General features: G+C 32.8%; 25 protein-coding genes. 11 read left to right on the forward strand and 14 right to left on the reverse strand.

Annotated elements, in window-relative coordinates; translation table 11 throughout:
* The first annotated feature begins 77 nt into the window (after positions 1-77).
* Positions 78-911, forward strand: coding sequence for an energy transducer TonB (locus BUE10_RS15375; protein WP_073486540.1), 834 nt, complete (start codon positions 78-80; stop codon positions 909-911).
* A 222-nt stretch (positions 912-1133) separates the two neighbouring features.
* Positions 1134-1514, forward strand: a complete 381-nt coding sequence (locus BUE10_RS15380) for a PH domain-containing protein (protein WP_012022332.1) — start codon at positions 1134-1136, stop codon at positions 1512-1514.
* A 57-nt stretch (positions 1515-1571) separates the two neighbouring features.
* Here the strand turns inward: BUE10_RS15380 and BUE10_RS15385 are convergent, their stop codons facing one another.
* Positions 1572-2441 carry a M48 family metalloprotease gene (locus BUE10_RS15385; RefSeq protein ID WP_073486542.1) on the reverse strand — a complete coding sequence of 290 codons (870 nt, stop codon included), beginning with the start codon at positions 2439-2441 and terminating at the stop codon, positions 1572-1574.
* Between the two features lie 330 nt (positions 2442-2771).
* On the opposite strand from BUE10_RS15385, the gene lipA reads away from it, so the two are divergent.
* From lipA to BUE10_RS15400, 3 genes are all read left to right on the forward strand, one after another.
* A complete protein-coding gene (lipA, locus tag BUE10_RS15390) occupies positions 2772-3638 on the forward strand; it encodes a lipoyl synthase (RefSeq protein ID WP_073486544.1) in 867 nt (288 codons plus the stop codon).
* Positions 3639-3728: 90 nt separating this feature from the next.
* Complete coding sequence (gap, locus tag BUE10_RS15395; protein WP_073486546.1) at positions 3729-4727, forward strand: type I glyceraldehyde-3-phosphate dehydrogenase; 999 nt, start codon at positions 3729-3731, stop codon at positions 4725-4727.
* A gap of 27 nt (positions 4728-4754) precedes the next feature.
* Positions 4755-6926 (forward strand): tetratricopeptide repeat-containing hybrid sensor histidine kinase/response regulator, encoded by a 2172-nt coding sequence (locus tag BUE10_RS15400; RefSeq protein WP_073486548.1) that lies wholly within the window; start codon positions 4755-4757, stop codon positions 6924-6926.
* Between the two features lie 36 nt (positions 6927-6962).
* On the opposite strand, the gene lpxK is transcribed toward BUE10_RS15400, so the two are convergent.
* The 3 genes from lpxK to BUE10_RS15415 are packed head-to-tail and all read right to left on the reverse strand — an operon-like array spanning position 6963 to position 8492.
* A complete protein-coding gene (lpxK, locus tag BUE10_RS15405) occupies positions 6963-7976 on the reverse strand; it encodes a tetraacyldisaccharide 4'-kinase (protein WP_073486550.1) in 1014 nt (337 codons plus the stop codon).
* A gap of 4 nt (positions 7977-7980) precedes the next feature.
* On the reverse strand, positions 7981-8262 hold the full coding sequence (locus BUE10_RS15410) for a Txe/YoeB family addiction module toxin (protein WP_073486551.1): 282 nt from the start codon (positions 8260-8262) through the stop codon (positions 7981-7983).
* Entirely contained in the window at positions 8244-8492 is a 249-nt protein-coding gene (locus BUE10_RS15415) for a DUF2683 family protein (RefSeq protein WP_073486552.1), read from the reverse strand. Before BUE10_RS15415 ends, BUE10_RS15410 begins: the two co-directional genes overlap by 19 nt.
* Positions 8493-8678: 186 nt before the next feature.
* On the opposite strand from BUE10_RS15415, the gene BUE10_RS15420 reads away from it, so the two are divergent.
* From BUE10_RS15420 to BUE10_RS15430, 3 genes are all read left to right on the forward strand, one after another.
* Entirely contained in the window at positions 8679-9773 is a 1095-nt protein-coding gene (locus BUE10_RS15420; RefSeq protein ID WP_073486888.1) for a Nif3-like dinuclear metal center hexameric protein, read from the forward strand.
* Between the two features lie 3 nt (positions 9774-9776).
* Complete coding sequence (locus tag BUE10_RS15425) at positions 9777-10556, forward strand: zinc ribbon domain-containing protein (protein WP_056200919.1); 780 nt, start codon at positions 9777-9779, stop codon at positions 10554-10556.
* 163 nt (positions 10557-10719) lie between these two features.
* Positions 10720-11604: an alpha/beta fold hydrolase gene (locus tag BUE10_RS15430; RefSeq protein ID WP_073486553.1), complete on the forward strand. Its 885-nt coding sequence runs from the start codon at positions 10720-10722 to the stop codon at positions 11602-11604.
* Positions 11605-11792: 188 nt separating this feature from the next.
* Here the strand turns inward: BUE10_RS15430 and BUE10_RS15435 are convergent, their stop codons facing one another.
* Positions 11793-12473 (reverse strand): ArsR/SmtB family transcription factor, encoded by a 681-nt coding sequence (locus BUE10_RS15435; protein ID WP_073486554.1) that lies wholly within the window; start codon positions 12471-12473, stop codon positions 11793-11795.
* Positions 12474-12547: 74 nt separating this feature from the next.
* Between BUE10_RS15435 and BUE10_RS15440 the strand changes: the two genes are divergently transcribed.
* From BUE10_RS15440 to rluF, 3 genes are all read left to right on the forward strand, one after another.
* On the forward strand, positions 12548-13699 hold the full coding sequence (locus tag BUE10_RS15440) for a cytochrome P450 (protein ID WP_073486555.1): 1152 nt from the start codon (positions 12548-12550) through the stop codon (positions 13697-13699).
* A gap of 12 nt (positions 13700-13711) precedes the next feature.
* Positions 13712-14056 carry an antibiotic biosynthesis monooxygenase family protein gene (locus tag BUE10_RS15445; RefSeq protein ID WP_073486556.1) on the forward strand — a complete coding sequence of 115 codons (345 nt, stop codon included), beginning with the start codon at positions 13712-13714 and terminating at the stop codon, positions 14054-14056.
* Between the two features lie 149 nt (positions 14057-14205).
* Positions 14206-15033 (forward strand): 23S rRNA pseudouridine(2604) synthase RluF, encoded by an 828-nt coding sequence (gene rluF, locus BUE10_RS15450; RefSeq protein WP_073486557.1) that lies wholly within the window; start codon positions 14206-14208, stop codon positions 15031-15033.
* 40 nt (positions 15034-15073) lie between these two features.
* On the opposite strand, the gene BUE10_RS15455 is transcribed toward rluF, so the two are convergent.
* From BUE10_RS15455 to BUE10_RS15495, 9 genes are all read right to left on the reverse strand, one after another.
* A complete protein-coding gene (locus BUE10_RS15455) occupies positions 15074-16462 on the reverse strand; it encodes a DUF4153 domain-containing protein (RefSeq protein ID WP_073486558.1) in 1389 nt (462 codons plus the stop codon).
* A gap of 140 nt (positions 16463-16602) precedes the next feature.
* Positions 16603-16893: a winged helix-turn-helix domain-containing protein gene (locus tag BUE10_RS15460; protein WP_053472423.1), complete on the reverse strand. Its 291-nt coding sequence runs from the start codon at positions 16891-16893 to the stop codon at positions 16603-16605.
* 4 nt (positions 16894-16897) lie between these two features.
* Entirely contained in the window at positions 16898-17512 is a 615-nt protein-coding gene (locus BUE10_RS15465; protein ID WP_073486890.1) for a hypothetical protein, read from the reverse strand.
* Between the two features lie 547 nt (positions 17513-18059).
* Positions 18060-18986, reverse strand: a complete 927-nt coding sequence (locus BUE10_RS15470; protein ID WP_073486559.1) for a magnesium transporter CorA family protein — start codon at positions 18984-18986, stop codon at positions 18060-18062.
* 219 nt (positions 18987-19205) lie between these two features.
* Positions 19206-20093, reverse strand: coding sequence for a bifunctional 5,10-methylenetetrahydrofolate dehydrogenase/5,10-methenyltetrahydrofolate cyclohydrolase (locus BUE10_RS15475; protein ID WP_073486560.1), 888 nt, complete (start codon positions 20091-20093; stop codon positions 19206-19208).
* Between the two features lie 128 nt (positions 20094-20221).
* Positions 20222-21574 (reverse strand): signal recognition particle protein, encoded by a 1353-nt coding sequence (gene ffh / locus BUE10_RS15480; protein WP_073486561.1) that lies wholly within the window; start codon positions 21572-21574, stop codon positions 20222-20224.
* Between the two features lie 234 nt (positions 21575-21808).
* Positions 21809-23491: an MBOAT family O-acyltransferase gene (locus BUE10_RS15485; RefSeq protein WP_073486562.1), complete on the reverse strand. Its 1683-nt coding sequence runs from the start codon at positions 23489-23491 to the stop codon at positions 21809-21811.
* A 1-nt stretch (position 23492) separates the two neighbouring features.
* Positions 23493-24911 carry a GDSL-type esterase/lipase family protein gene (locus BUE10_RS15490; protein ID WP_073486563.1) on the reverse strand — a complete coding sequence of 473 codons (1419 nt, stop codon included), beginning with the start codon at positions 24909-24911 and terminating at the stop codon, positions 23493-23495.
* Entirely contained in the window at positions 24904-26385 is a 1482-nt protein-coding gene (locus tag BUE10_RS15495) for an SGNH/GDSL hydrolase family protein (protein WP_073486564.1), read from the reverse strand. Before BUE10_RS15495 ends, BUE10_RS15490 begins: the two co-directional genes overlap by 8 nt.
* Positions 26386-26418 lie beyond the last annotated feature (33 nt).

Here is a 26418-nt window from a genome sequence, read left to right on the forward strand (position 1 = left end):
ACTTCTACGTTGTTTGCTTAAACCCAATTCACTATCGCGTATGATTTAAAGTTACTTAACCTTAAAATCCAAAAATCATGACTAAATTAAGCATCTATGAAAACAAGTGGATCGATCTTGTTTTCGAAAACAAAAACAAAGAATACGGAGCGTACCAATTACGCCAGGAAAATTCTAAAACAACAGTTACGGCATTATTTATGGCCTTGTTGTTACTAACCGCCATAGGAAGTGTATCGATGTTGCTTAATAAATTTAGAACAATTGACCCCATTGAAGAACCTGTTCCTTTTGTGCCTACTGTATTAACAGATGTTGATCCAATAGTGGTTCCAAAAATAAAGGATCCTGTTGCTCCACCTGTGAAATCAACTCCACCGGCAGCAACAGCACCAGTAACATCAAGTCAATTGGTAAATCCGGTTGTGGTTACATCAAATCAGGCAACACCTGACATTGCGCCTAACACAGCTAACACTCCTCATGTTGACAATGCTAACGGAACTGATGGAACTGTAGTAAATGCAGTACCTGGGACTACTGGAGGAGAACCTGCAATTGCTGATACGGGAGATACTGGAACTACAATTGTTAACGTAGCCGTTTTAGACAAATTACCAGAGTTCCCTGGAGGAATTAAAAAGTTTTACAACTATGTTGGAAATAACTTTACAAAACCAGAATTGGATGCAGAAAAAACATTACGTGTGTATGTTTCATTTGTAATCGAAAAAGACGGTACAATGACTGACATTATTGTTAAAAACGATCCAGGATTTGGAATGGGAAAAGAAGCTGTTAGAGTTTTAAAATCATTAAAAACAAAATGGGTTCCGGGTATATTAGCTGGAAAACCGGTTCGTACAGCGTACAATCTTCCAATAACAATACAAACAGGACAAACTGAATAAAAATAAAATATAGAAAAAGAAAAGCAGAATTTAGGTTCTGCTTTTTTTATGATTAAAAATAAAATTTAACCATTAAGAGATTAAGAGAAATTAAGACTCATATTAAATGTACAACTTAATTTTTCTTAATCTCTTAATGGTTAGAAAAAAATTTTATTCTGCATTTTACTTATTTTTACAAGATATTTCAAAGACAATTAATCAACTTTTAAAAACAATAAAATGGGAATATTTTCAGCTCTTATGGGCAATGCCGGTACAGTAAGTCAGGAAGATTTACTTAAAAAATACGGTCAGCTTTTGACGGATAACGAAGAAATTGAAATGGGTTTTAAACTTATTCGAGATACTTTTATCTTCACCAATAAAAGATTAATCTTGGTTGATGTACAAGGATTAACAGGAAGCAAAACTGAATACAAATCTATTGCTTACAAAAGTATTACTCGTTTTAGTGTTGAAACTGCGGGAACATTTGATCTTGATGCTGAATTAAAAATCTGGGTTTCAAGCGAGTTAAATCCAAGTATTGTAAAACAATTCAATAAATCTGTAAACGTATACGATGTGCAAAAAGTTTTAGCACATCATGTTTTAGGTTAATTTATAGAATAAAAAAACGGCAGATTTGAATCTGCCGTTTTTATTTTATGTCAAAAACTATTTTTTCTTAGTTGTAGTTTTCTTTGTAGTCGTTTTTTTCGTTGTTGTCTTTTTAGGAACTGTATTATCAATCTTTTGCTGAACGTATGGTTTGTAAACTCCATCTTTTTCAGCTCTTGCTTTTGCATCATCTGCTCTTTTTTTAGAATCTGGATGTGAACTCATCATTTGCTCAATAAATGAAGCTTCTGCTCCTTCGCTCATTTTAGCTAAAATTCTAAAAGCAGATTCTTCGGCATTTACATTATAACCGTTTTTCTTTAAGAAGTTATAAGAGTATAAATCAGCCTCGGTTTCTTGTTTACGGCTGTGTTTGCTATCGATTAAAGCGCTTCCAATTTTCCCTAACTGACTGTCTGTTACTGCAGATATTTTAGCAGATTGTGATGACGCACCATCAATTAAAGCTTCTTTTTGGTAAGCCGCACGCATTGCATCTCTTGAGTCATTATTAGCAACGTGTCCAATTTCATGACCAATTACAGCTAATAATTCGTTATCATCCATAATATCCATTAATCCTGAATATACACGAACACTTCCGTCAGCGGTTGCAAAAGCATTTACTTCTTTTACTTTATATACTTTATAATTTAAAGTAAAACCATCGCCTGCTGTATGTTTTCCAAAAACTCTGTTTAATCGCAAAGCATAACCATCATTTGGTCCTGCTACTTGATTGGTAGAGTCTAATTTTCTAACCGCTTCTTTAGATAATGTTGCTGCATCTGCATTTGTCAATGTGAAAGCCGTTACGCCTTTTTGAACCGCTCCTATCGCTTTTTCACCAAAATTAATCTGTGCATTTATTTTTGTAAAACCAAAAGCGGCAAACAAAACCCCTAATACGATAATTTTCTTTTTCATGTCTAATTCAATTTACAATTTAACACCAAATGTATTACAAATAAAATTTCAAAATAAATTCTTTTAAGTTTATTTTATAACAATTAAAGGTATAAAAATTAAACGAGTAATAATCAACCAACTATGATTATTAATATGTGAAGATTTAAAATACAAACAAAAAACACAATGTAAAACAGTTTTACTTCACAAAAAGCAGCTTTTTAACTTCATAATAAAATAATCTTCAATTTGCCAGACAAAAAACAAAAGTTCAGATCATCAAAATAAACTTCAAACAAATCATCAAATAAACAACATTCCGTATCTTTGTATTCAGATTTATGATATATGGAAACAGTCATTGAAAACATACCGCCTGCAAAACCGAAATGGTTAAAGGTAAAATTACCAATTGGACAAAAATATACTGAACTACGTGGTTTAGTTGATAAATACAGCTTAAATACGATCTGCACCTCTGGAAGCTGCCCAAATATGGGAGAATGCTGGGGAGAAGGAACAGCAACTTTCATGATTTTAGGAAATGTCTGCACGCGTTCCTGCGGTTTTTGCGGTGTTAAAACCGGACGCCCGGAGACGGTAGATTGGGACGAACCTGAAAAAGTAGCCCGTTCTATAAAAATCATGAATATTAAACACGCTGTAATTACAAGTGTTGACAGAGATGATTTAAAAGACGGAGGTTCTATCATTTGGATAGAAACTGTAAAAGCAATTCGTAGAATGAACCCAAATACTACTCTTGAAACTTTGATTCCGGACTTTCAGGGAATTGAAAGAAATATTGACAGAATTGTTGAAGCAAATCCTGAAGTAGTTTCTCATAATGTTGAAACCGTTCGTCGTTTAACACGCGAAGTTCGTATTCAGGCAAAATATGATCGCAGTTTAGAGGTTTTACGTTATTTGAAAGAAAAAGGAATAAACAGAACTAAATCTGGAATCATGCTTGGTCTTGGTGAAACCGAAGAAGAAGTTTTCCAGACTATGACTGATTTACGAAATGCAAATGTTGACGTTGTTACTATTGGCCAATATTTACAGCCAAGTAAAAAACATTTACCTGTAAAAGAATTTATTACTCCAGAGCAATTTGCCAAATACGAAAAATTTGGTCTTGAATTAGGATTTCGTCATGTAGAAAGCGGACCGCTTGTTCGTTCTTCATACAAAGCACAAAAACATATTTTATAAAAAAGTTTAACTGTTTAATTGGTGAATCGTTTAATCGGAATAACGGTTAAACAAATTAACGATTAAACAGTTAAACAAATAAACAAAACATTGAAAACAAGAATTGCTATTAATGGTTTTGGAAGAATTGGAAGAAATTTATTCCGCCTCCTTATAAACCATCCTGAAATTGAAGTCGTTGCGATTAATGATATTGCTGACAATAAAACCATGTCGCATTTAACAAAATACGACAGTATACATGGGGTTCTGCCTTTTACTGTAAGTTATGATGAAACAGGAATTATTGTAGACGGAAAACATATTTTATTTTTTCATGAAAAAAGCATTTCAAATCTGGACTGGAAAAGCCATTCGATAGATTTTGTAATTGAATCGACCGGAAAATATAAAACGCATGAAGAATTAAATGCACATATTGAAGCCGGAGCAAAAAAAGTGATACTTTCTGCGCCATCAGAAGTTGACACTATTAAAACAGTAGTTCTTGGAGTTAATGAAAATATATTAGACGGAACAGAAAATATCGTTTCAAATGCAAGCTGTACAACAAACAACGCCGCTCCGATGATAAAAATCATTGAAGAATTGTGCGGAATTGAACAAGCATACATTACAACGATACATTCTTACACAACAGACCAAAGTCTTCATGACCAGCCGCATAAGGATTTACGCAGGGCCAGAGGTGCAAGTCAGTCAATTGTTCCAACAACTACGGGTGCAGCTAAGGCATTAACAAAAATTTTTCCTAAATTGCATGAGAAAATCGGGGGCTGCGGCATTCGTGTTCCGGTTCCAGATGGTTCATTAACAGACATCACGTTCAATGTTAAGCGTGCTGTTACGATTGAAGAAATTAACATTGCATTTCAAAAAGCCTCAAAAACAAATTTAAAAGGAATATTAGATTACACAGAAGATCCTATCGTTTCTGTTGATATAATTGGCAATACACATTCGTGCTTATTCGACGCACAATTAACTTCTGTCATTGATAAAATGGTAAAAGTTGTGGGTTGGTATGATAATGAAATTGGCTATTCATCAAGATTAATTGATTTGATTTTACTGATAAGAAGAACATAAGAATTCATTGTAAATGCACTGCCATACATGAAGTACTATCTTTTATCTGTTGTTTGTTTTTTTAATTCATTTTTGTATTCTCAAATCAAACAGAATACAGATAGTATTTCCTATTATAATAAACTGGCCAATAAAAAACTTAACAGCAAAGAGTACAATGAGGCTGTTTTTTACACTAAAAAATCAATTGATTTTTGTGAGACTAATAACATCCCTGAAAATTTAGCTAACCAAACTTTTAAGCTTGGAAAAATTTACTACAATCAGCGGAAATATGACGAGGCGTTAAAAAACTTTCACAAAAGTGTTTCTTCCTTTGACAGTGTAAAACCAAATTGTACCAAAATCTTAGCATTGCAATATATTGGCGCTGTAAATACCGCAAAAGGCGATTATAAAACTGCAGATATTTATTATGCAAAAGCACAAAAACTTTTAAAACAGCTTGGTATTGTTGATAGTTCTGAAATCTTGGACTATCAAAAAGCAATCGCATTTAAAACAAATAAAAATTTTTATCAAGCGACCAAGACCTTCCGCAAAATCATCAGAGAGCCTGATAATCCATTAATCTTAAAAACCAAAAGTGATTCTTATTATCAACTGGGATTAATTGAAACGCAGCTTAAGCGGAATGATTCTGCCATGGTTTATTTTGAAAAAGCTCTTGATTATACGGAGAGAACAAACGACCTTTCGCAAAAATCAAAAATAACTTTAGCGATAAGTCAATATTATAAACAAAGCAAAAATTTTGATTTAGCTTATTCTTATTTAGATGAACATTATCAATTAGAAAATTATATTCTAAAATTAAAAAATGCTAAAATAGATTTTAACGAATTTCAAAAATTCAAAAAAAATCAAACCTTAAACAATACACTTAAGCGGGAAAGCGAAGAAAAAATCCAGCTTAAAACGTATCGCTATTCTAAATTAGTCAGCATTTTAGCAATTGCCTTAATTTCGATTCTATCTCTTTTGAGTCTGGCGTTATACAAAAACAATATTATTCGTAATCAGAATAATTTACTTTTAAGAGAAAAAAATAAAGAACTTATTTTGGCAAAAAACAAAGCCGAAAAAGCATCAAAAGCAAGATCAGAATTTTTATCGACTGTAAGTCACGAACTACGGACACCGTTAAATGCAATTAACGGAATCACGCATTTACTTCTTGAAGATAACCCGAAAAAAGCGCAGTTAAAATATTTAGAATCTCTAAAATTCTCCGGAAATTACCTTACTACTTTTATCAATGAAATTCTTGAAATTAATAAAATCGACTCGACTAAAGTTGAAGTCGAAAACATTAGTTTTAATTTAAAAGAATTGCTTTTTAATATTCAAAGCTCTTTAAAAGAACTGGCAACGGCTAATAAAAACTATTTCAATCTGGAAATAGATGATGCCATTCCAGACAATTTAATTGGCGACCCAACCAAATTATCTCAAATTATATTAAACCTAATTAACAACGCATTAAAATTTACACAAAACGGAAATGTAAATGTAATTGCTAAATTATTTGGTCAGGAAGATGAAAATGCAACCGTTTATTTTGAGATAGTCGACACCGGAATTGGTATTCCCGAAGATAAACTGCAAACCGTATTTGAAAGTTTTTCTCAAGGTTCTATTGAAGTGAACCGAAAATACGGCGGCACAGGATTAGGCCTTACTATTGTTAAAAAATTAATCGAACTTTTAGGAGGCGAAATCAAACTAAAAAGTGAAGTTGGTAAAGGATCAACTTTTACTTTCAAATTAAATTTTAAAATTAATAACGAACCTTTGGAAGCTGTTACAGAAGAAAAACCATATAACGACAAACAATTAAAACACAAGTCTATTTTACTAATTGAAGACAACAAAATCAATCAAATGATTACGCGTAAAATGCTTGAAAACAAAGCTATAACTTGTGAAATTATTGACAATGGCGAAGATGCGGTTGAGCTTTTAAAAGTGAAACGTTTTGACATGATTTTAATGGATGTTCATTTACCAGGAATTAACGGAACTACTGCAACACAATACATTAGAGACTTCGATAAAACAACTCCTATTATTGCATTGACTGCTATTTCGCTTGACGAAAACAGAGATATGCTTTTATCTTTTGGAATGAACGACGTAATTACAAAACCTTTTGTTCCTGACGAATTTTACAGTACAATTGCTAAGTTTTTTGATTGATCTAAAAGGGACTAAGATTCTGAGATGCTAAGGTTCTTAGTTTGTTTTGACATATTCTAAAATCGAAACGTCAAAATTTTGCTGGTGATTGATGAACGTGCTTTTTATGGGCAGGTAATACAATTGAGAAACCCGTTTCGAATCTTTTAAACGAACATAATCTTTCTCAGTTGTAATAATTTTTCTTCCGTTTGCCTTATTTTGAATGGAATCTAAATCGGCATCAGAAAAATGATGATGATCCGGAAAAGTCAAACATTCATCATTTTCATTTTTTAAATAATCAAAAAATGGTTTTGGTTTTGCAATTCCGGCTAAAAGTAACTTTGATTCTGATTTTATTTCATCAACAGCAAGCTTTTCATTTTCACCATAAATTACAATATCGTAATCAATAAAAGTAAAGAAGATTTGCTGTGAACAATTTAGTTTTAACCTTAAACGAATCTCTTCTTGTTTTTCTTCTGATAAAGTATTTGGGCATTTAGTAACCACAACGATATTAGCTCTGTTAGATCCACTTCTGCTTTCTCTTAAATTTCCTGTTGGAAGCATAAAATCATCTGCATATAAATCGCCGTAAGAAGTCAGCAGAATATAAAATCCAGCTTTTACTTTTCGGTGCTGATAAGCGTCGTCTAATAAAATTACCTGTGGCTTATTTTTTTGCGAAAGCAATTGTGTAATTCCGTTTGTACGATTGGCATCAACCGCCACCTGAACATTTGGGAATTTTTGATAAAACTGAAAAGGTTCATCACCTAGAATTTCAGCATTAGAATTATCATCTGCCAAAACAAAACCTTCCGATTTTCTTTTGTAACCTCGGCTTAAAGTCGCCACATTATATTTATCAGCTAATAACCGAATCAAATATTCTATTTGGGGTGTTTTTCCAGTTCCGCCTACACTTAAATTTCCAACTGCAATAACCGGAATATCAAATGAAGTTGATTTTAGAATTCCTTTATCAAAAAGAAAATTGCGAATGCTGGTAATGAATCCGTATAGAATCGCGAAGGGGAAAAGTATTTTTCGAAGTAAGTTCATAGAATTATTTATCTGAATAATGACCCATTGCAGAAACAATAATAACAGTCACAATTTCCTCTTCTACCCTATAAATTAGTTGGTCTTTTTTATTGATTTTTCTCGACCAATAACCTGCGTAATTGTATTTCAATTCTTCTGGCTGTCCTTCTCCGGAAAAAGGACTTTCCGTTAATTCTAAAAGTATTTTTTCAATTTTTTTAATAGTAGCTTTATTTCCTGATTTATAGTGATTTTTTAAATCCTTACGAGCAATATCTTCAAAGTCTACAAAATACTTCCCCATATATCATCAGGATTTAATCTTGTCGTTTTTCCTTTTTTAATATTTGCTTCTGCTTTTTTAATTTTCGCAACAAATTCAGGACTATATATACTCTCTGTTTTTTTAATTTTTTTTGAATCTGTTTCAATAATCTCTATTCCATCTGCATTTTTAAAAAAAGATTCAGACATAGCGATAAAAGCTTTTCCCGCTTTAGTGCGTTCGTTAATTTTTATTGTTATTGTAGTCATGTTTATCGATTTAAATACAAAGATACAAAATTAGTATTTCACGTATTTCAAGTATTACCAGTATTACTAATTTCTACAAAAAAATATCAAATATTTTAAAGTTGATATGTTTCTTCGTTAATTTGTTTTAGGTTTAATCCTTGTTGAAAAAACTTGAAACCTGAAACAAAAAAACTTGAAACAAAAATGAAGATCAAAGACATCATAACCGTACTAGAAGAAATGGCGCCTCTCGCCTATGCAGAAGATTTTGACAATGTGGGACTTTTAGTGGGAAATCCGGAAAACGAAAGTAACGGAGTTTTAGTTTGTCATGATGCATTGGAAAATGTAATTGAAGAAGCCATAACTAAAAACTGCAATCTCGTAGTTTGCTTTCACCCTATTTTATTTTCCGGAATTAAAAAAATTACCGGCAAAAACTATGTCGAACGTGCTATTTTAAAAGCCATTAAAAATGATATTGCTATTTATGCCGTTCATACCGCTTTAGACAATCATCCACAGGGAGTTAACAATATTTTCTGTAATACCTTAGGTTTAATAAACACCAAAATTTTAATTCCAAAACAGCAATTTCTACAAAAATTAGTTACTTATACCGTTCCTGAAAATTCGGAAAAAGTTCGAAATGCCATGTTTGAAGCCGGTGCCGGAACTATAGGAAACTATGATAACTGCAGTTTTAATTCTGAAGGCTTTTTTACTTTTAAAGGAAATGAAAAAAGCAATCCAGTAATTGGAGAAAAAGGAAAACTACATACCGGAACCGAAATAAAAATCGAAGTTATTTTTGAAAAACATTTACAATCTAAGGTTTTAAAAGCTCTTTTAACAAATCATATTTATGAAGAAGTGGCTTATGAAATATACGATCTTCAAAATTCACATCAAAATATTGGTTTAGGAATGATTGGGGAATTGGAGAATGAAATGGATGAGAAAGAGTTTCTTCTTTATGTAAAAGAAATTATGATTGCACGCGGAATTCGTCATTCTGCCTTTACAGGGAAAAAAGTAAAAAAAGTAGCCGTTCTGGGAGGTTCAGGAAGCTTTGCTATAAAAAATGCAATTCAGGCTGGAGCCGATGCTTTTTTAACTGCTGATTTAAAATATCATCAGTTTTATGAAGCAGAAAACAAGTTACTTTTGGCCGATATTGGTCATTTTGAGAGCGAACGCTATACAAAAAACTATATTGTTGATTATCTTCGAAAAAAAATTCTTAATTTTGCGATCATTTTATCGGAAGAAAATACAAATCCAGTTAAGTACTTATAGAATATGACGAATACGAAAGAATTAAGTGTTGAGGACAAGTTAAGAGCAATATATGATTTACAGCTTATTGACTCTAGAATTGACGAAATCAGAAACGTTAGAGGAGAACTTCCTTTAGAGGTTGAAGATTTAGAAGATGAAGTTGCAGGTTTGAGCACTCGTTCAGAGAAACTGAAAAGTGAACTTGAAGTGATTGAGGAGCAAATCAAAGCAAAGAAAATTGCTATTGAGGAGCATAAAGAGGTTATCAAGAAATACACAAAACAACAAGAATCAGTTCGTAACAACAGAGAATTTAATTCTTTGACAAAAGAAGTTGAATTTCAGGAATTAGAAATTCAATTAGCTGAAAAGCAAATCAAAGAAATGAAAGCTTCTATCGAGCATAAAAAAGAAGTTATTTCTAATTTAAAAGAAAAACTTGATGCTAAAAGCTCTCATTTAAAACATAAAAAATCTGAATTAGATGCTATTATGGCTGAAACTCAAAAAGAAGAAATCTTCTTATCTGAGAAATCAGCTGAATTTTCAGCTCAAATCGAAGACAGGTTATTAGCTGCTTACAACAGAATCAGAAGCAGTGTTCGTAACGGATTAGCTGTAGTTTCTATCGAAAGAGGAGCTTCTGCAGGATCTTTCTTTACGATTCCACCACAAACTCAGGTTGAAATCGCCTCTAGAAAGAAAATCATTACTGATGAGCACTCTGGAAGAATTTTAGTTGATACTCAATTAGCTGAAGAAGAAAAAGAAAAAATGGAACAATTGTTCTCAAAATTCTAAATAAACGGTCCCGATTTAATCGGGACTTTTTTTTGCCATTATTTTTTTGCCACAGATTAAAAGGATTAACACAGATTAAATTATTCTTACGCTGAATAAAATCTTTTTAATCCTTTTAATCTGTGGCAAAACATTTTTTACCTTTAGAAAAAAATTTTAAGTTTTGGGAATTAAAAAAGGAATTCGTTTTATTACATTAAAATCCGTTGGATCTTATATTAACTTTTTGAGTTATGTGCGTCCGCAAAAAGCCATGGAACTTTCTTATGCTCTTTTTAGTCAGCCCCGAATTGGGAGATTAAAAAAAGAAACACTTCCAAAAGTTTTAAGAAATACAGAAACAGAAATTTTTCACCATAACGAACATCATTTTCAAACCTATATCTGGAAAGGAAATGAAACCAAAATTTTACTGGTTCACGGCTGGGAAAGTAATGCCTCGCGCTGGAAAAAAACACTGCCCCATTTACAAAAATCAGGAAGTACCATTATTGCAATTGACGCTCCCGCCCACGGTCAAAGCAGCGGAAAAGAATTTAATGTTCCGCTTTATGCCGAATTCATCAATAAAGCTGTAGAAAAATATCAGCCTGAAATTATTATTGGACATTCTATTGGAGGTGCGGCCTGCGTTTATCATCAATATTTATTTCCGAATACGAGCATTAATAAAATGGTTATTCTTGGCGCTCCTTCTGATTTAAAAACTTTGATTGACAATTACATTTCAATGCTGAGTTTGAATTCCAAAATGCTGCCTCTTTTAGAAAGTAAATTCATAAATCGCTTCAACTTTAAACTGGAAGATTTTTCAGGGCAAAAATTTGCATCCCAATTTACTATTCCTGGTTTCATTGCACATGATACTTCAGATAAAATAGTCGCTTTTGAAGAAGGAAAAAAAATAGCAAGCAACTGGAAAAATAGTCAGTTTATTGAAACCAAAGGCTTGGGCCACGGAATGCATGATGATGAATTGTATCAAAAAGTGATTGAGTTTCTTTTTGAAGGTACAAAGAGACAAAGGTTCAGAGGTTTCTCTTACTGAAACCGCATTTTTGTCATCCTGAGCGAAGTCGAAGGACTCACAAGTAGCTCTACAAAGATTGGCGATTTTAGGAAGGGAGTTTCTTGCGAAGATTGCTTCGCCAATTCGCTATCGCTCGTGTCCACGTTCGGAATGACAAACGTTACGGAAAAATCTAAAATTCTAACAATCTAAGAAGTCTAAATTATCTAAACAACAATTTTAAAATACTTAAACAGCTCCTTTTCTCCTTTTCCGGTAATAGTAATTGCTCTGGAATTAACGGTTTTTCTGAGCCAGTCTTCCTTTATCATTTTGTTGAAAAGCAAAGTTCCTACTGAACCGGCAATGTGATTTCTTCGTTCACTCCAATCCAGACAAGGTTTTAAAAAGATCCTTTTTTGTTTTTGCGCTTCTTGTAAATTAATTCCAAAATCAGAAAACCATTTTTCTCCTTCCTTGCTAATTTCAAACGCATTATTTTTTTCTACAACTATTTTTTGTTCCAATAAACTATCCGTTAAAGCAACTCCAATTTTTCCGGCTAAATGATCATAACAAGTTCTGCAGAATTTTATTGGAGGATAATTTTCGGTTTTCTTTTTTGAAGAAACTTCTGGCTTCGGAACTAGATTTGCCATTGCTTCAAGCGCATACGCAACTTCCTTATTCGAAAATCTATAATATTTATGACGGCCTTGTTTTTCTACACAAAGCAAATCGGCATCGAGAAGTTTTCCTAAATGCATACTTATATTTTGCGGCGAAGTATTTGTACTAACTGCTAATTCTGTCGCTGTAAAAGCTCTTCCGTCCATTAAAGTCCACAGAATTAAGGCACGCGTTGGGTCGCCAATTAAAGATGCCGTTTTTATAAATTGATCTTCCATTTTGATATCGATAGTTAAGTGCAGAATGAACTATTGCTTTGTAAAGTTAAATAACTTTGCTAAAAACATTCCATATGATTTCTGCTTTATTTCTTCAATCTAATACCGCCGATCCTTATTTGATCTATAAAAACATGCTAGAAAACAACTCTGTTTATTGGGATGAAACAAATAAAATATGGGCGATTTATTCATATGAAGATTGTGTTTCGATTTTAAAAAATCCTAAAGCTGAGATTCCACCAGTAAATCCAGACAATAAACAAAAACTGAATAAAACGGCATTAGAAATTTTAAATAATCTGACACGATTATCAAATGGAATTCGGCATGAAATTTCAAAAGAAATCGCGATGCTATTATTTTCAAACATGAAATCAGTTGATATCAATTCAATCATTTCTCAATTAATACAAAGTAATTTAGTCGAAAATAAAATGGATTGGGTAAATTCTATTTGCAAAAAACTGCCCGTTTTAGTTGTTTTAAAAAGTTTTGGTTTTGAAGAAAAGGATTGTGATTTTATCTCAAACCAAATGGAGTTTTTGGTTAAAATAATGCTTCCGCAGAAAACAGAAGAACAGATAAAATACATCAATGAAGCTACGCCAGAAATCTTTTCAATTGTTGAAAAACAGCTCTCTTCATTGCATTTTTACGAATCTATACAAACCAAAATTTCAGAAACAAATTCTCTTTCGTTTAGCGAAATTAAAACAATAAGCATTAGTAATTTAATCGGATTATTTATTCAGAGTTTTGATGCCGGAAAAGGAATTTTGAGCAATTCATTATTACAAATTCTTAATCATAAAACTTTTTTCAGCAAAAGAGAAATTGAAAAATCGGTTATTGAAACTTTGCGGTTCGATCCGCCAATTCATAATACAAGACGAATTGCTGTTGAAGATATTTTTATCGGCGAAAGCCAAATTAAAAAAAATGATTCGATTTTGGTTGTACTTGCATCGGCAAATCGAGATCCGAAAAAGTTTGAAAAGGAGTTCAATTTTGATATGGAAAGAAATAATAATGCCGAAAACTTAACTTTTGGAATTGGCGGACATATTTGCCTGGCAAAACATTTCTCCATTCATTTAGCTGCCGAAGCTTTATGGTTTTTATTTAATGAATTTAAAACCGTAAAAATTTTAGAAAATAATATTCAATACGAACCAATGATTAACACCCGATTACCAAAAACAATCTGGATTTCATTACAATAAAAAAATAAAAATATGATAGCTGTAATTTTTGAAGTTATTCCAAACGAAGGAAAAAAAGAAGAATATCTTGATATCGCAGCAAGTCTGCGTCCTGAATTAGACCACATTGAAGGTTTTATTTCGATAGAACGATTTCAGAGTTTTACTGATCCCGGAAAAGTTTTGTCTTTATCTTTTTGGAGGGATGAAGAAAGTATTCAGCAATGGAGAAATCTTGAAATGCATCGCGCTGCACAGGCAAAAGGCCGAAATGAAGTTTTTAAAGATTATCATTTAAGAATTGCAACAGTTGTTCGTGATTATGGAATGTTTGAAAGAAAAGAAACTCCTGAGGATAGTTCGATTTTTCATGACTGAGAAAAGGTTCAAAGGTGCAGAGGTTCAAAGGGACAAAGTTCTTTTATAGGTTCTGAGGTTCTGAGTTGCTAAGGTTCTAAGTTTTGCTTGTAAAAATCTAAAATCTGAATTCTAAAATCTAAAATCATTTTTTTGCCTACTTTTGCAGTATGGAAGAAAATCTTAAACGTCTTAATAAATTTATTGGTGAAACGGGATACTGTTCTCGTCGTGAAGCCGATAAATTGATTGAAGAAGGACGTGTAACAATAAATGGCGCTGTGCCGGAAATGGGAACTAAAGTTTCGCCAGATGATGAAGTACGCATAGACGGAAAATTAATCGTGGAAAAGCACGAAAAAATGATTTATTTGGCTTTCAACAAACCGGTTGGAATCGAATGCACCACCAATCTTGAAGTTCGAAATAATATTGTGGATTATATCAATTATCCGAAACGTATTTTCCCAATTGGAAGATTGGATAAAGCCAGTGAAGGATTAATTTTTATGACGAATGACGGCGATATCGTAAATAAGATTTTACGCGCCAGAAACAATCACGAAAAAGAATATACGGTTACGGTAAACAAACCTATTACAGATCGCTTTATACAACGAATGGGAAATGGTGTTCCGATTCTGGATACCGTTACCAAAAAATGTAAAGTAGAACAAATCAGCAAATACACTTTTAAAATAATTCTAACTCAGGGTTTAAACCGTCAGATTAGAAGAATGTCTGAATATTTAGGTTACGAAGTAACGGCTCTTAAACGTATCCGAATCATCAATATTTCTTTGGATATTCCGGTTGGGCGTTACCGTGATTTAACCGATGCTGAGATTAAAGAATTAAATCAGTTAATTGAGCCTTCGAGTAAAACGGAAGAAGCGAGTTTCCCTAAAGTTGAAACTCCAAGTCAAAGTTCTAATCGAAGAACAACATTTATTTCAAAACACGATCCCCGATTTAGAAAAAGAGGTGATAACAATTAAATAAAAGTCCCATTTGAGATTTCAAATGGGACTTTTTAATTTATTTCTTATTATCTAAAAATTCATAATACAGAGCCTTAGATAAAAAACCTGCATTTTGATAATTTGAAATTAATTCTTCTCTTATGCCTTCATCATAACCTCCGCTTAGATTATTTTTTGCAAAATAGTCTCTTCGAGCATCATCATTAAAATTTAATCCGCTTAAAAATACTGGCTCTACTCCTTTGTTTACCGAAATATTATAACTGGTTACTAAATTTCCCCAATTTACATAACTACATAAAAGAATTGTTCCGTAGAAATACCAAACCATTTGATTGAAAAGGTAGGCATTTGTTTTCTGTTTCGTTATTTTTAAGAAAGAATAAACTAAACCGATAATAGCCAAAATTAAAAAAGCATAAACTCCGAGACGTTTGTATGTTAAACCATAGAAAGAAACATATTCTGAGTTTTTAACGATGGCACTTACAATTAAAACTACATTTAATATAATCCATACTTTTGCCAGTTTTTTTAATGTTGTTGCTTTTTCATCAAAATTAAATCCGCCTTTAAAATAAAATAAGATTACGCCAACTGCCATTAAAATTGAAAATATAACTGCATTTACACGTTCGTGCGTATCTGCGCTTAAATTAGTTTTTTCGACTACTTCAAAAAATTGTTCGTAATTGTATGTTCCAATGAAAATTAGAAGCATAATATTCAACATAAATAATGTGATCACGCCGCTCTTTCTTTCAAAATCTAAATCTAAAAATGAGAATGTACTTTGATTTTTTACTTCAGAAATATTAGTGAATTCATTGTTTAGTTTTGGGTTGAACTGATAAGAAACATCCGGAACCCAGTAATTCCAAAAACTGAATGAGATATAAAATCCCAAAATACACATCGCAATTAATTGCGGCAGATTGATATCTAATGTATAATCAGTAAATAATGAAGAGAAATGATTGCTCCCGAAAGAATAAACGATAAAAAATAATCCAAGAAATACTAACGGAATAATTACAAACGCTACTAGTTTTTTAGCGAAGTCATTGTGTATTTTTCGTTCAGGAAGCCATTGGTTAAATATAAAAACACGTCCTAATGTAGTGATTCCGTTTAGAAATATTAAGGGAAAAATCTGAACGATTTTAAGTTCTCCATCCTGCGTTTTAAATTGTAAAAACAGAATTGATAATGCTAAAGCAAAAAACGAAGCGGCGTCTCCATACCATGCAAAGGCGAAACAAGACAAAATAGAAGTCATTACAAGAACAAGATGTGATCTGTTTACAAACTTTTCCTGAAAGAAATAACTAATTAACAGAGTGAGTATTACTCCAAAAATAGAAATGTTGATTCCGACAGATTCATTGTAAAAAAGCAGTATAAAAACCGCCGTACAAGCTAAAATAATTTGATGTTTTTTCATTTTTGTAGATTTTTATTTGTTATTGGTCAAAAATGTAATTGCCTTATCTGCTAATTGTAAAAACACTATCGGCAATTTCATGACTTTAGTTTTTAAAAGCACTTTGTAATTCAAAGTTTTTAGGTAAAAAAATATAGTTATTACGATTTCATTAATTTTTCGAGATAAGAAAGGTGTTCTTTGAACGCCGCGCGGCCAAGCGGTGTTACCTGATAAGATGTTTTTGGTTTTTTCCCAACAAATTCTTTCTTAACTTCGATATATTCAGATTTCTCCAACGCAGAGGAATGACTTGCTAAATTACCATCGGTGATATTTAAAAGCGTTTTCATCTCGGTAAAGTCTACCCAGTCGTTAACCATCAGAACGGACATTATACCCAGTCTGACACGGCTTTCAAAATCTTTATTTAGTTTATCAATAATTCCCATTGGGTTATTTGTATTTTTTGAACATCACCAATCCATATGCGATATGCAGGATACCAAATCCTAAGATCCAAAATATTAAACCATATCCAATATAAAAAAGCGAAATACATCCTAGAAAAAGTTCAGAAAATCCTAAATACTTTATATCTGAAAATGTATATTTTTCGGCATTGATAACCGCTAGTCCGTAAAATAGTAAAGTAGACGGTGCTACTAAACCGTAGTATCCGTGATATATTAATGCTAAACAAAATATTCCTCCTGCTGCAAGCGGAACTGCCAGATTAAACAACATGTTTTTTGTAGCAGAAGTCCAAATTGGTAAATTGTATTTTTTGCTTTTTCTAACCGTAAAAAAGGTTCCGAATACAAACGCACAAACTAAAATTATTACGCCAATCCAGATTAATTCTGAAACTAAGCTGCCAGATAATATTATATGTTCATCAGTAAAATACTCTATTCCGTTTACTTTAAAAAGCTGATAGACATATAATCCGCCTATTAACGCCGAAAGTCCTGCGAAAACTCCTGAAAGTCCGCTTAACGATATAAATCTTGAAGAACGCTCCATCATGGAACGAATATGTGCTAAATCTTCTTGGTGCTTTTGATTCATAATTAAAGTACTTTGCATTACAAAGTTATTATTTATTTTGAATTGACAAATAAAAAAATGAGTTTTTATTTTAATTTATTTGTGGGTGTAATAATGAATTGCGATTCATAGGGATGAAATGTGTAATCCCTACGGGATATTTTTACTGGAGGCATCAATATTATGCTACCGATATTTTTTGCTACCGATATATAACTCCTAACGGAGTATTCCCCTGAAATTAAATATTAAATGCGAATTATTGACATTAATTTTTTCCATTCACAAATATTACAACTCATAGCGAATTATCTCGGAGAGATTAAATATCGGTAGATAAAAACATATGCCACGAATTTTTGTCCTGTAGGGACTACCATTTAATCAATCTTGAAATAATACCTACAAGGTTTTGAAAACCTTGTAGGAACGGGATTTGTCGTTACCTGAGTGTTGCGTGAGGGATAGAAGCTGGCTACCGAAGTAGCGCGGATAGCCCGACCAAAGTATAGAAACAAAAAAAAACATTCGTAATGAACAGGCTTTTATATTATTGTGAAATTTCAATTTAAAACCATCTTCTTCTTTTGAATAAAAAGACTCCGAAAGTCGATAAGATTACAGAGATTAAAAGTAGAATCCAGATTCCGTATTTACTTTCTTCCAGACCGTTTGGTACGTTCATTCCGTACAAACTGGCAATTAGGGTTGGAATCATTAATATGATAGAAATTGAAGTCATTTGCTTCATGATATTATTCATATTATTCGAAATTACAGAAGCGTAAGCATCCATCATTCCGGTTAAGATGTTACTGTAAATATTGGCTGTATCCTGCGCCTGGCTTAATTCGATTTCGACATCTTCTAACAAGTCCGGGTCGTAGCTCGCTTTATATGCTCTTAGATTTTTTATTCGATGAAACAAAACGTCGTTTGCTTTTAATGATGTAATAAAGAAAACCAAGCATTTTTCGATTTGAAGCAATGCCTGCAATTCTTCATTTTTTATGGATTTCTCCAAATTATCTTCTGCCAGTTTTATCTTTTGATTGACTTGTTTTAAGTATTTCAAATACCAAACGCTTGATGAAAGAAGCAATCTCAAAACCCAGTCGAAATTGTCTTTAACCTGAATGTTTTTGCGTCGGGAATACAACATAAAATCATATATGATTTCTGTTTTGTAAAAAGTTATGGTTACGCAGACATCGTTTTTAAAAATTACGCCTAGCGGAATGGTTTGAAAAGGGAGTTTAATATCGTTACTTTTTATAGGAACGCGCATGATGATAAGCGTCCAGCCGTCTTCGATTTCGATACGGGGTCTTTCATCGATATCTTCAATATCATTGTAAAAAGCTTCGGGAATTTGAAGTTCTTCTAGTAAGTATTTTTTTTCTATTTCTGATGGATCTTCAATGTTGATCCAGCAGTTTGGAGTCCATTTTGGTATTTCTAGTAATCCGTTGTTGTTTGTGTAAAAGGCTTTCATTTCAAAATACAGGGTTTTAACGCAGCATTTTGAAAGATTTCAAAAGCTGCTTTTTAATTTAATACTAACGAATAATAATCGTCCATTTGGAGAAGTGTTTTTTAAGTGTGGCAAAAGTATCCTTTATTTTTAAGAACCAAAACTTTAAAGTATTAATTATATATTAAAAACAACAAAGCCTGTTCGTTTGAACAGGCTTTGTAATATATTAGAAACAAATTACTTGTTTTTTTGGCTTCTCATTTTACGTGCTAAAAGTGTATTTTTTAGTAACATTGCAATTGTCATTGGTCCTACTCCACCAGGAACTGGTGTAATAAACGATGCTTTTTTACTTACTCCGTCAAAATCAACATCTCCTTTTATAACGTATCCTTTTGGGTTTGATGCATCATCTACGCGAGTAATTCCAACGTCGATAATCGTTACTCCATCTTTTACCATATCTGCTTTTAAAAATTCAGGAACACCTAAAGCTGTGATAATGATATCGGCATTTTTAGTGTATTCTTCTAAGTTTTTAGTACGGCTGTGTGTTAAGGTAACTGTCGAATCTCCCGGATTTCCTTTACGGCTCATTAAAATACTCATTGGACGTCCTACAATGTGGCTTCTTCCAATTACAACGGTATGTTTTCCTGAAGTTTCTACTTTGTAACGTTCTAACAATTCCATAATTCCGAATGGTGTTGCCGGAATGAAACTTTCCATTTCAAGTGCCATTCTTCCAAAATTTGTTGGGTGAAATCCGTCTACGTCTTTATCTGGATCGATTGCTAATAAGATTTTTTGCTCGTCGATATGTTTTGGTAAAGGAAGTTGCACGATATACCCGTCTAAGTTATCGTCTTCGTTTAGCTCTTTAATTTTAGCAAGCAGTTCATCTTCGGTAATTGTTTCCGGCAGACTTACTAAAGTTGAATCAAATCCGATTTCCTGACATGATTTTACTTTACTTCCTACGTAAGTTAAACTTGCTCCGTTTGTTCCAACTAAAACGGCTGCTAAATGAGGTACTTTTCCTCCGGCTGCTTTTATGGATTGAACTTCGGCTGCAATTTCGTTTTTAATGTCGTTAGATGTTTTTTTACCGTCTAGTAGTTGCATTTTTATTGTTTCAGGTTTAAAGTTTCATGTTTCACGTTACTTGCGAAACTTAAATATTTATGTAATTAAAAAAGTTTCAAGTTTTGGTCTCTTAACTTGAAACCTTAAACTTGAAACTTTTAATTTTATTATCTCGGCATTCCTCCTGGCATTCCTTTCATGCCTCCCATCATTTTCATCAGGTTTTTTCCGCCCGGACCTTGCATCATTTTCATCATCTTGCTCATTTGGTCAAACTGCTTCATTAACTGATTTACCTGCTCGACTTTCGTTCCGGAACCTTTTGCGATTCTGGCTTTTCTTTTTACGTCGATGATGGCTGGTTTGCTTCTCTCTCCCGGCGTCATTGAGTGAATGATTGCTTCTATATGTTTAAAAGCATCATCTTCTATTTCTACGTCTTTCATGGCTTTTGAAGCTCCTGGTATCATTCCTACCAAGTCTTTCATATTACCCATTTTCTTTACTTGTTGAATCTGCGTTAAGAAATCATCAAAACCAAATTCGTTTTTAGCAATTTTCTTTTGAAGTTTTCTTGCTTCTTCTTCATCAAATTGTTCCTGAGCTCTTTCTACAAGTGACACAACGTCCCCCATACCCAAAATACGCTCAGCCATACGATCTGGATAGAAAACATCAATTGCTTCCATCTTCTCGCCTGTACCTACAAATTTGATTGGTTTGTTTACAACCGATTTAATCGAGATTGCTGCTCCACCACGAGTATCACCGTCTAATTTCGTTAAGATAACTCCATCAAAATTTAAGATATCGTTGAAAGCTTTTGCTGTATTTACAGCATCTTGTCCTGTCATAGAGTCAACAACGAACAATGTTTCCTGCGGTTGAATTGCTTTGTGTACACGTGCAATTTCGTCCATCATTTCCTGATCTACTGCTAAACGTCCTGCAGTATCGACGATAACTACATTGAAACCGTTTGCTTTTGCGTGTTTAATTGCGTTTTGAGCAATCTCAACAGGATTTTTATTTTCTGGTTCTGAGTAAACCTCAACACCTATTTGATCTCCTACAACATGTAACTGGTTGATCGCCGCCGGACGGTAGATATCACACGCTACAAGAAGTGGCTTTTTATTTTTCTTAGTTTTTAAGAAGTTGGCTAATTTTCCTGAGAAAGTAGTTTTACCAGAACCTTGAAGTCCAGACATTAATATAACGCTTGGATTTCCAGATAAATTAATTCCGGCAACATCACCTCCCATTAATTCTGTCAGCTCATCTTTTACCAGCTTCACCAATAATTGTCCTGGCTGAAGCGTTGTTAAAACGTCCTGACCAATTGCTTTTTCTTTTACTTTGGTTGTAAAATCTTTAGCAATTTTAAAGTTAACGTCGGCATCAAGTAAGGCACGACGAACTTCTTTTAAGGTATCGGCAACGTTTACTTCTGTAATTTTACCGTGTCCTTTTAATATATGGAACGCTTTATCTAACTTTTCACTTAAATTATCAAACATACTATTTTCTTTATTTGAAGTGCAAAGATAATCTAATTAGATATTTCAGGCAATTTTTATTTATGCGCAATTTTGCCACGAAGGTGTGTTGTTTTGCCACAAAGACACTAAGGCACAAAGTTTTTATTTCATGCAGATTTTAAAAATCTTTTTAATCCTTTTAATCTGTGGCTATAAATAAAAAAGCGCAAAGAATAAACCTTTGCGCCTTTGTAACTTTGTTCCTTTGAACCTTTAAAACTGAAAATATATAAACGGTTGTGAGCCGGCAACTGCTGTTGCGTAAACGATCCAGTAAACGAAGCCCAGAATTATTGCTTTTATTAGCAATGACGTTTTATCGAAAACTGATTTCATTTTGTCTGTGATAACTTCTGGTAAGAAATGCCAAACGTATCCGAATAACATTAATAAGAATACATTTTTATATCCTAAAACTATGGCTTTCCAGTTTTGCGGCTCGAAAGTTAATTGACCAATATTATTGATTACTTGTAATGCTGTTTCAAAATCTCTGGCGCGGAAGAAAATCCAGCAGAAAACCACAAAATGGAATGTAATTAGAATTGAGAAAAACCTCCATAAGAAATTACTTTTTTCGTCTTTTTTAGAAGGAAAGAATTCAAGGAAGATTTTGTGAACCGCCAAAGCCAATCCATGTAAAGCACCCCAAACAATGAATTGCGCTCCGGCTCCATGCCACAATCCGCCTAAAAGCATTGTGGTGAAAAGGTTTAGATTGGTTACTAAAGTTTGTTTTCTTTTATTCGAAAGCAGAAATGATAAACAAAATAACGCAATCGAAATGGATGCAATAATCAACGGAATTATGCTGGTATTGTAACTTGTAATTCCCCAAAGCAATAATCCGAAGAAAAATAAACTTGGGAATAAGAATCCGGCGAATGAACCTTCTCTGTTTCCTCCTATCGAAATGTATAAGAAATCTTTTAACCAGGTTGAAAGTGAAATGTGCCATCTTCTCCAAAAATCTGTAATCGAAGTTGATTTATAAGGCGTTCTAAAGTTGGCTGGTAATTTGAATCCGAGTAACAAAGCAATACCAATTGCCATATCTGAATATCCTGAGAAATCGCAATAAATCTGGATAGCATATCCGTAAGATGCCATTAAATTTTCGAACGAAGTATAAGTCAGTGGGGTATCAAAAACACGATCTACAAAATTTATAGAAATGTAATTTGAAATAACCGTTTTCTTAATTAATCCGCCAATAATTAAAAACAAAGCGCTGTTTACATCTTGTTTTGTCAGGTTTAATTTCTGATAAATCTGTGGCAGAAAATCTTTTGCGCGCACGATTGGCCCGGCAACTAACTGCGGGAAAAACGAAACGAAAAACAAGTATTCGATGTAGCTTTTCGTTGGTTTAATTTCTTCGCGATAAATCTCAATAATGTAACTCATCGACTGGAAGGTATAAAACGAAATTCCGACAGGAAGGAAAATATCATGAAATTTAAAATCTCCGTTGAACATATCATTGTATGTTCCAATCATAAAATTCATGTACTTGAAATAACCCAGTAATCCTAAATTCAGGATTACACTTATTACCAAATATATTTTCTTGGTGGTGACTTTAGTCTCTTTATAAATAATTTGGCTCAAGCCATAATCTACAACAGAAGAAAGTAATAATAGTAAAAAGTAAATTCCGCTTGACTTGTAATAAAAGAAAAGCGAGAAGAGAATAACATACGTTAGTCTTAAATAAAATGTTTTGCGTAAAAAGCCATACACAAAATAAAAAACAAGAAATAGTCCTAAGAATAAACCTGTATTAAATAATAGTTTTTCGTCTGGATTATAAATAAACCAGCTTTTAACTTGTTCTATTGTAATTGCACCAAAATTTTGGATGAACCAATTATTGATGTTATCTATTGTTATCAACTTACTTCTTTAATTTAAAATTATCGTATGCTTTTAAAAATGCCTCTGAAAACAAATTTCCTTGCTTTTCGTATCCTTTTTTAGAATAATGAACCCAATCCGGTCCAATTAATTTTGCTGATTTCAGTTTTCGGATTCCTTCCATTCCGCCAAATTCATCATATAAATCCCAAACGGCAAAACCATCTGTCTGCGCGATTTCGATAATTTGTTTGGTGTATTCGTGAATAAATGTGTTTGGTCTTTTTCTAAGCAGAGACGGCGGCGGCGTCATAACAATTATTGGAACATTTATATTCTGCGCTTTTATATTGCTTATAAACTCTCTTAATTGTTTAATGTAATTTCCCGATTCCAGTTTTTCGTAACTTTCATTTGTTCCGAGTGAAAATACCAGCATATCCGGATGTAAAGCTTTTAACTGTTCAAAAAATAATGGATATTTATTATAATCTGAATATTTTGCTCCGTTTACTCCAATGCCGCTGTAAATTAATCCCGGCGCATCTTTTTCTAAAACAATTCCGTTTAGTTCGAATTTTGAAGCTTTTTTATTCGGAATTAAATAAATCTTATCTAAAGCTTTTTCTGAATTATAATAATGTGAATACGAATCAGCTTCCATATTTAAAGAAACATATTCAGATGTTTTTATATTTCTTGACTGCGTTTCGTTTGTTGGAATTTTCAATATTCTCCCTGCACGAATGTTATTGGATTTTAGCGAGTTTGCTCTTTTTATTTCAGCAATCGAAACGTTGTATTTATCTGCAATTACAGAGATCGCTTCTCCTTTTTTAATTTTATGTTTAATTATTTTTGGTTCAGCTGTTTCAATAAATTTTGTTTGAGATGCTGTTGACAAATCAAACATGTCTTCGTTTTGAGGCGTTATTATTTTTATTGAATTGAACTTATATACCGGATCTTTAATATTCAGTTCTAAAACAAATCCGCCAGAATCTCTCCAAAGTCCGATACCGCTTAAACCAACAGGATAATTTCTAACCGGATAAATGTTTCGATATGTTTCCCAAACTCTGTTGCAGCGAAAACGCTCGTTATAAGATCCGTTTGTTTTAGCCAATTGATACGGAAAAACTAATCCACGGCCTGCATTTCCAAATTTTCTTTGCAGATTTTTCCTAATTTCATTGGTCATTAAATCTCCCTGAATGTGAGAATCTCCAATATGAACAATATTTATTTTTTGATTGTTGTCGCCTTCATTGTCTTTTAATTTCTTAAAAAAACTTTCTAAAACTGTCGCGTTGTAAATATTATTTCCGTTGAAAGATTCAACTGTTGTTGAATCGACTTTACTAACCATATTTTTAGTTATTGGAGGTGAAACTGGATTTTGCGGTTTATCATTTGTTGAGAAAAACAGACAACAAAAGAAAATAATAAGTTTATTCATTTACGCTATCTTTTTCTACAGAGACGGAATCTGCTTTGGGTTTTCTAATCGCTTTAGGTCGAACACCAGTTTCACGTTTTTCGCGTAAAACTTTATATTGCTCGTATCCTTTATTTAACTGACTGTATAACAAATTACCAATTGCTTTTGCGCCTCTTTGGTTAAAGTGTGTGTAATCTTTATTCGCTTTTGCCGGAGATTCATCCACCCATTTTACCATCGATCCGTCACCGCCCATCAAGGTATATAAATTTACAAATCCTGATTCGGTTTCTAAAGCGTATTTTTTCTGCGCTTTCATTAAAGGAACAACTGCAGAATCTGTTTTCATTTCTAAATCATATTTAGTCGATTTATCTGCTGTTGAAACAATTAAAATAGAAACTCCAGGAAATGATTCTTTTATTTTATTTACGGTTTTTGTCATTCCTTTTTCATACCAGAAATAGTTTTTGGTTCCGTAATTCAAAACGTTAGTTCCGTAATGAAGTACAATTAAATCGTATTTCAGGTTGTTATCAAAAGCCTGCATTACGCTGGCATCAAACATAGAAATTGGTAATCCTGAATTTCCTCTTTGAGAGAAATTATCAACATGAACACCAATGCCGTTATCAAAATTAAATCCATAAATTGGAATTGAATCGGCGTGAATAAAGTTTGCTTTGAAAGCTTTTATACTTCCCGAAGTAACTTTTAAAGTGTTTACTAAGTTGTTTGGAGAAAGACTTTTTTTCAAGGTATCTTTTCCGATAATGAAATTTACGTTTCCTCTTTTAGATGATCTTCCGTAAAATAAGGTTGGATTATCTAAAGTCGTTGTATGTTTTGGAAGTCCGGCTTCATACTGAACCCAAGTTGGGTTTGTCTGATCATTTGCAAAAAACACATGTCCGTTTACACCAAAAGGACTTGCCGGTCTTTTTACATTTAGGTACGATTGTGTTTTCCAGTTTTTAGAATAGGTAGCTTTTACTGAACCTCTTGACGCTGCAGATTCTGAAGTTATGGATACGAAACCAACTCCGTTTCCGCCAAAACGGTCCTGATAATTGTTACGCACATCCTGAACAATTAAATCTCCATCGGTCATAGAATCTCCGTAATAAGCAATTCTAACATGCCTTTGCGGATTCTGCTCCAGTTGGTATAATTTTTCGTAAAAAGAAATCAGGTATTGATATCCTTTGTAATTATCGAAGGTTTCAGACGGAAATTCGATCCCTTCAGAAGCATCGTAAACAATTTTTTGCTGGCCTAATCTACGCTCGCTTTCTTCGATACTGTCACTCTTTAGCGACAATGAATCTTTTGCTACTGACTCCAGAAGCAGGCTGTCTATAAGTACATTTTTGGAATCTACTTTACTATCAGAAAATATTTTATCTGGTAAGATTTGTTTAAAACCAATAAAAGCAACAAATGCTAATGCTACGATTGCGAAAGATTGAAAGAAATATGACTTAGTATTCACTTAATAAATTAAATTTAAAGAAATAACTACGAA

Source organism: Flavobacterium sp. CF108, from assembly GCF_900129795.1.
Classification (GTDB): Bacteria; Bacteroidota; Bacteroidia; order Flavobacteriales; family Flavobacteriaceae; genus Flavobacterium.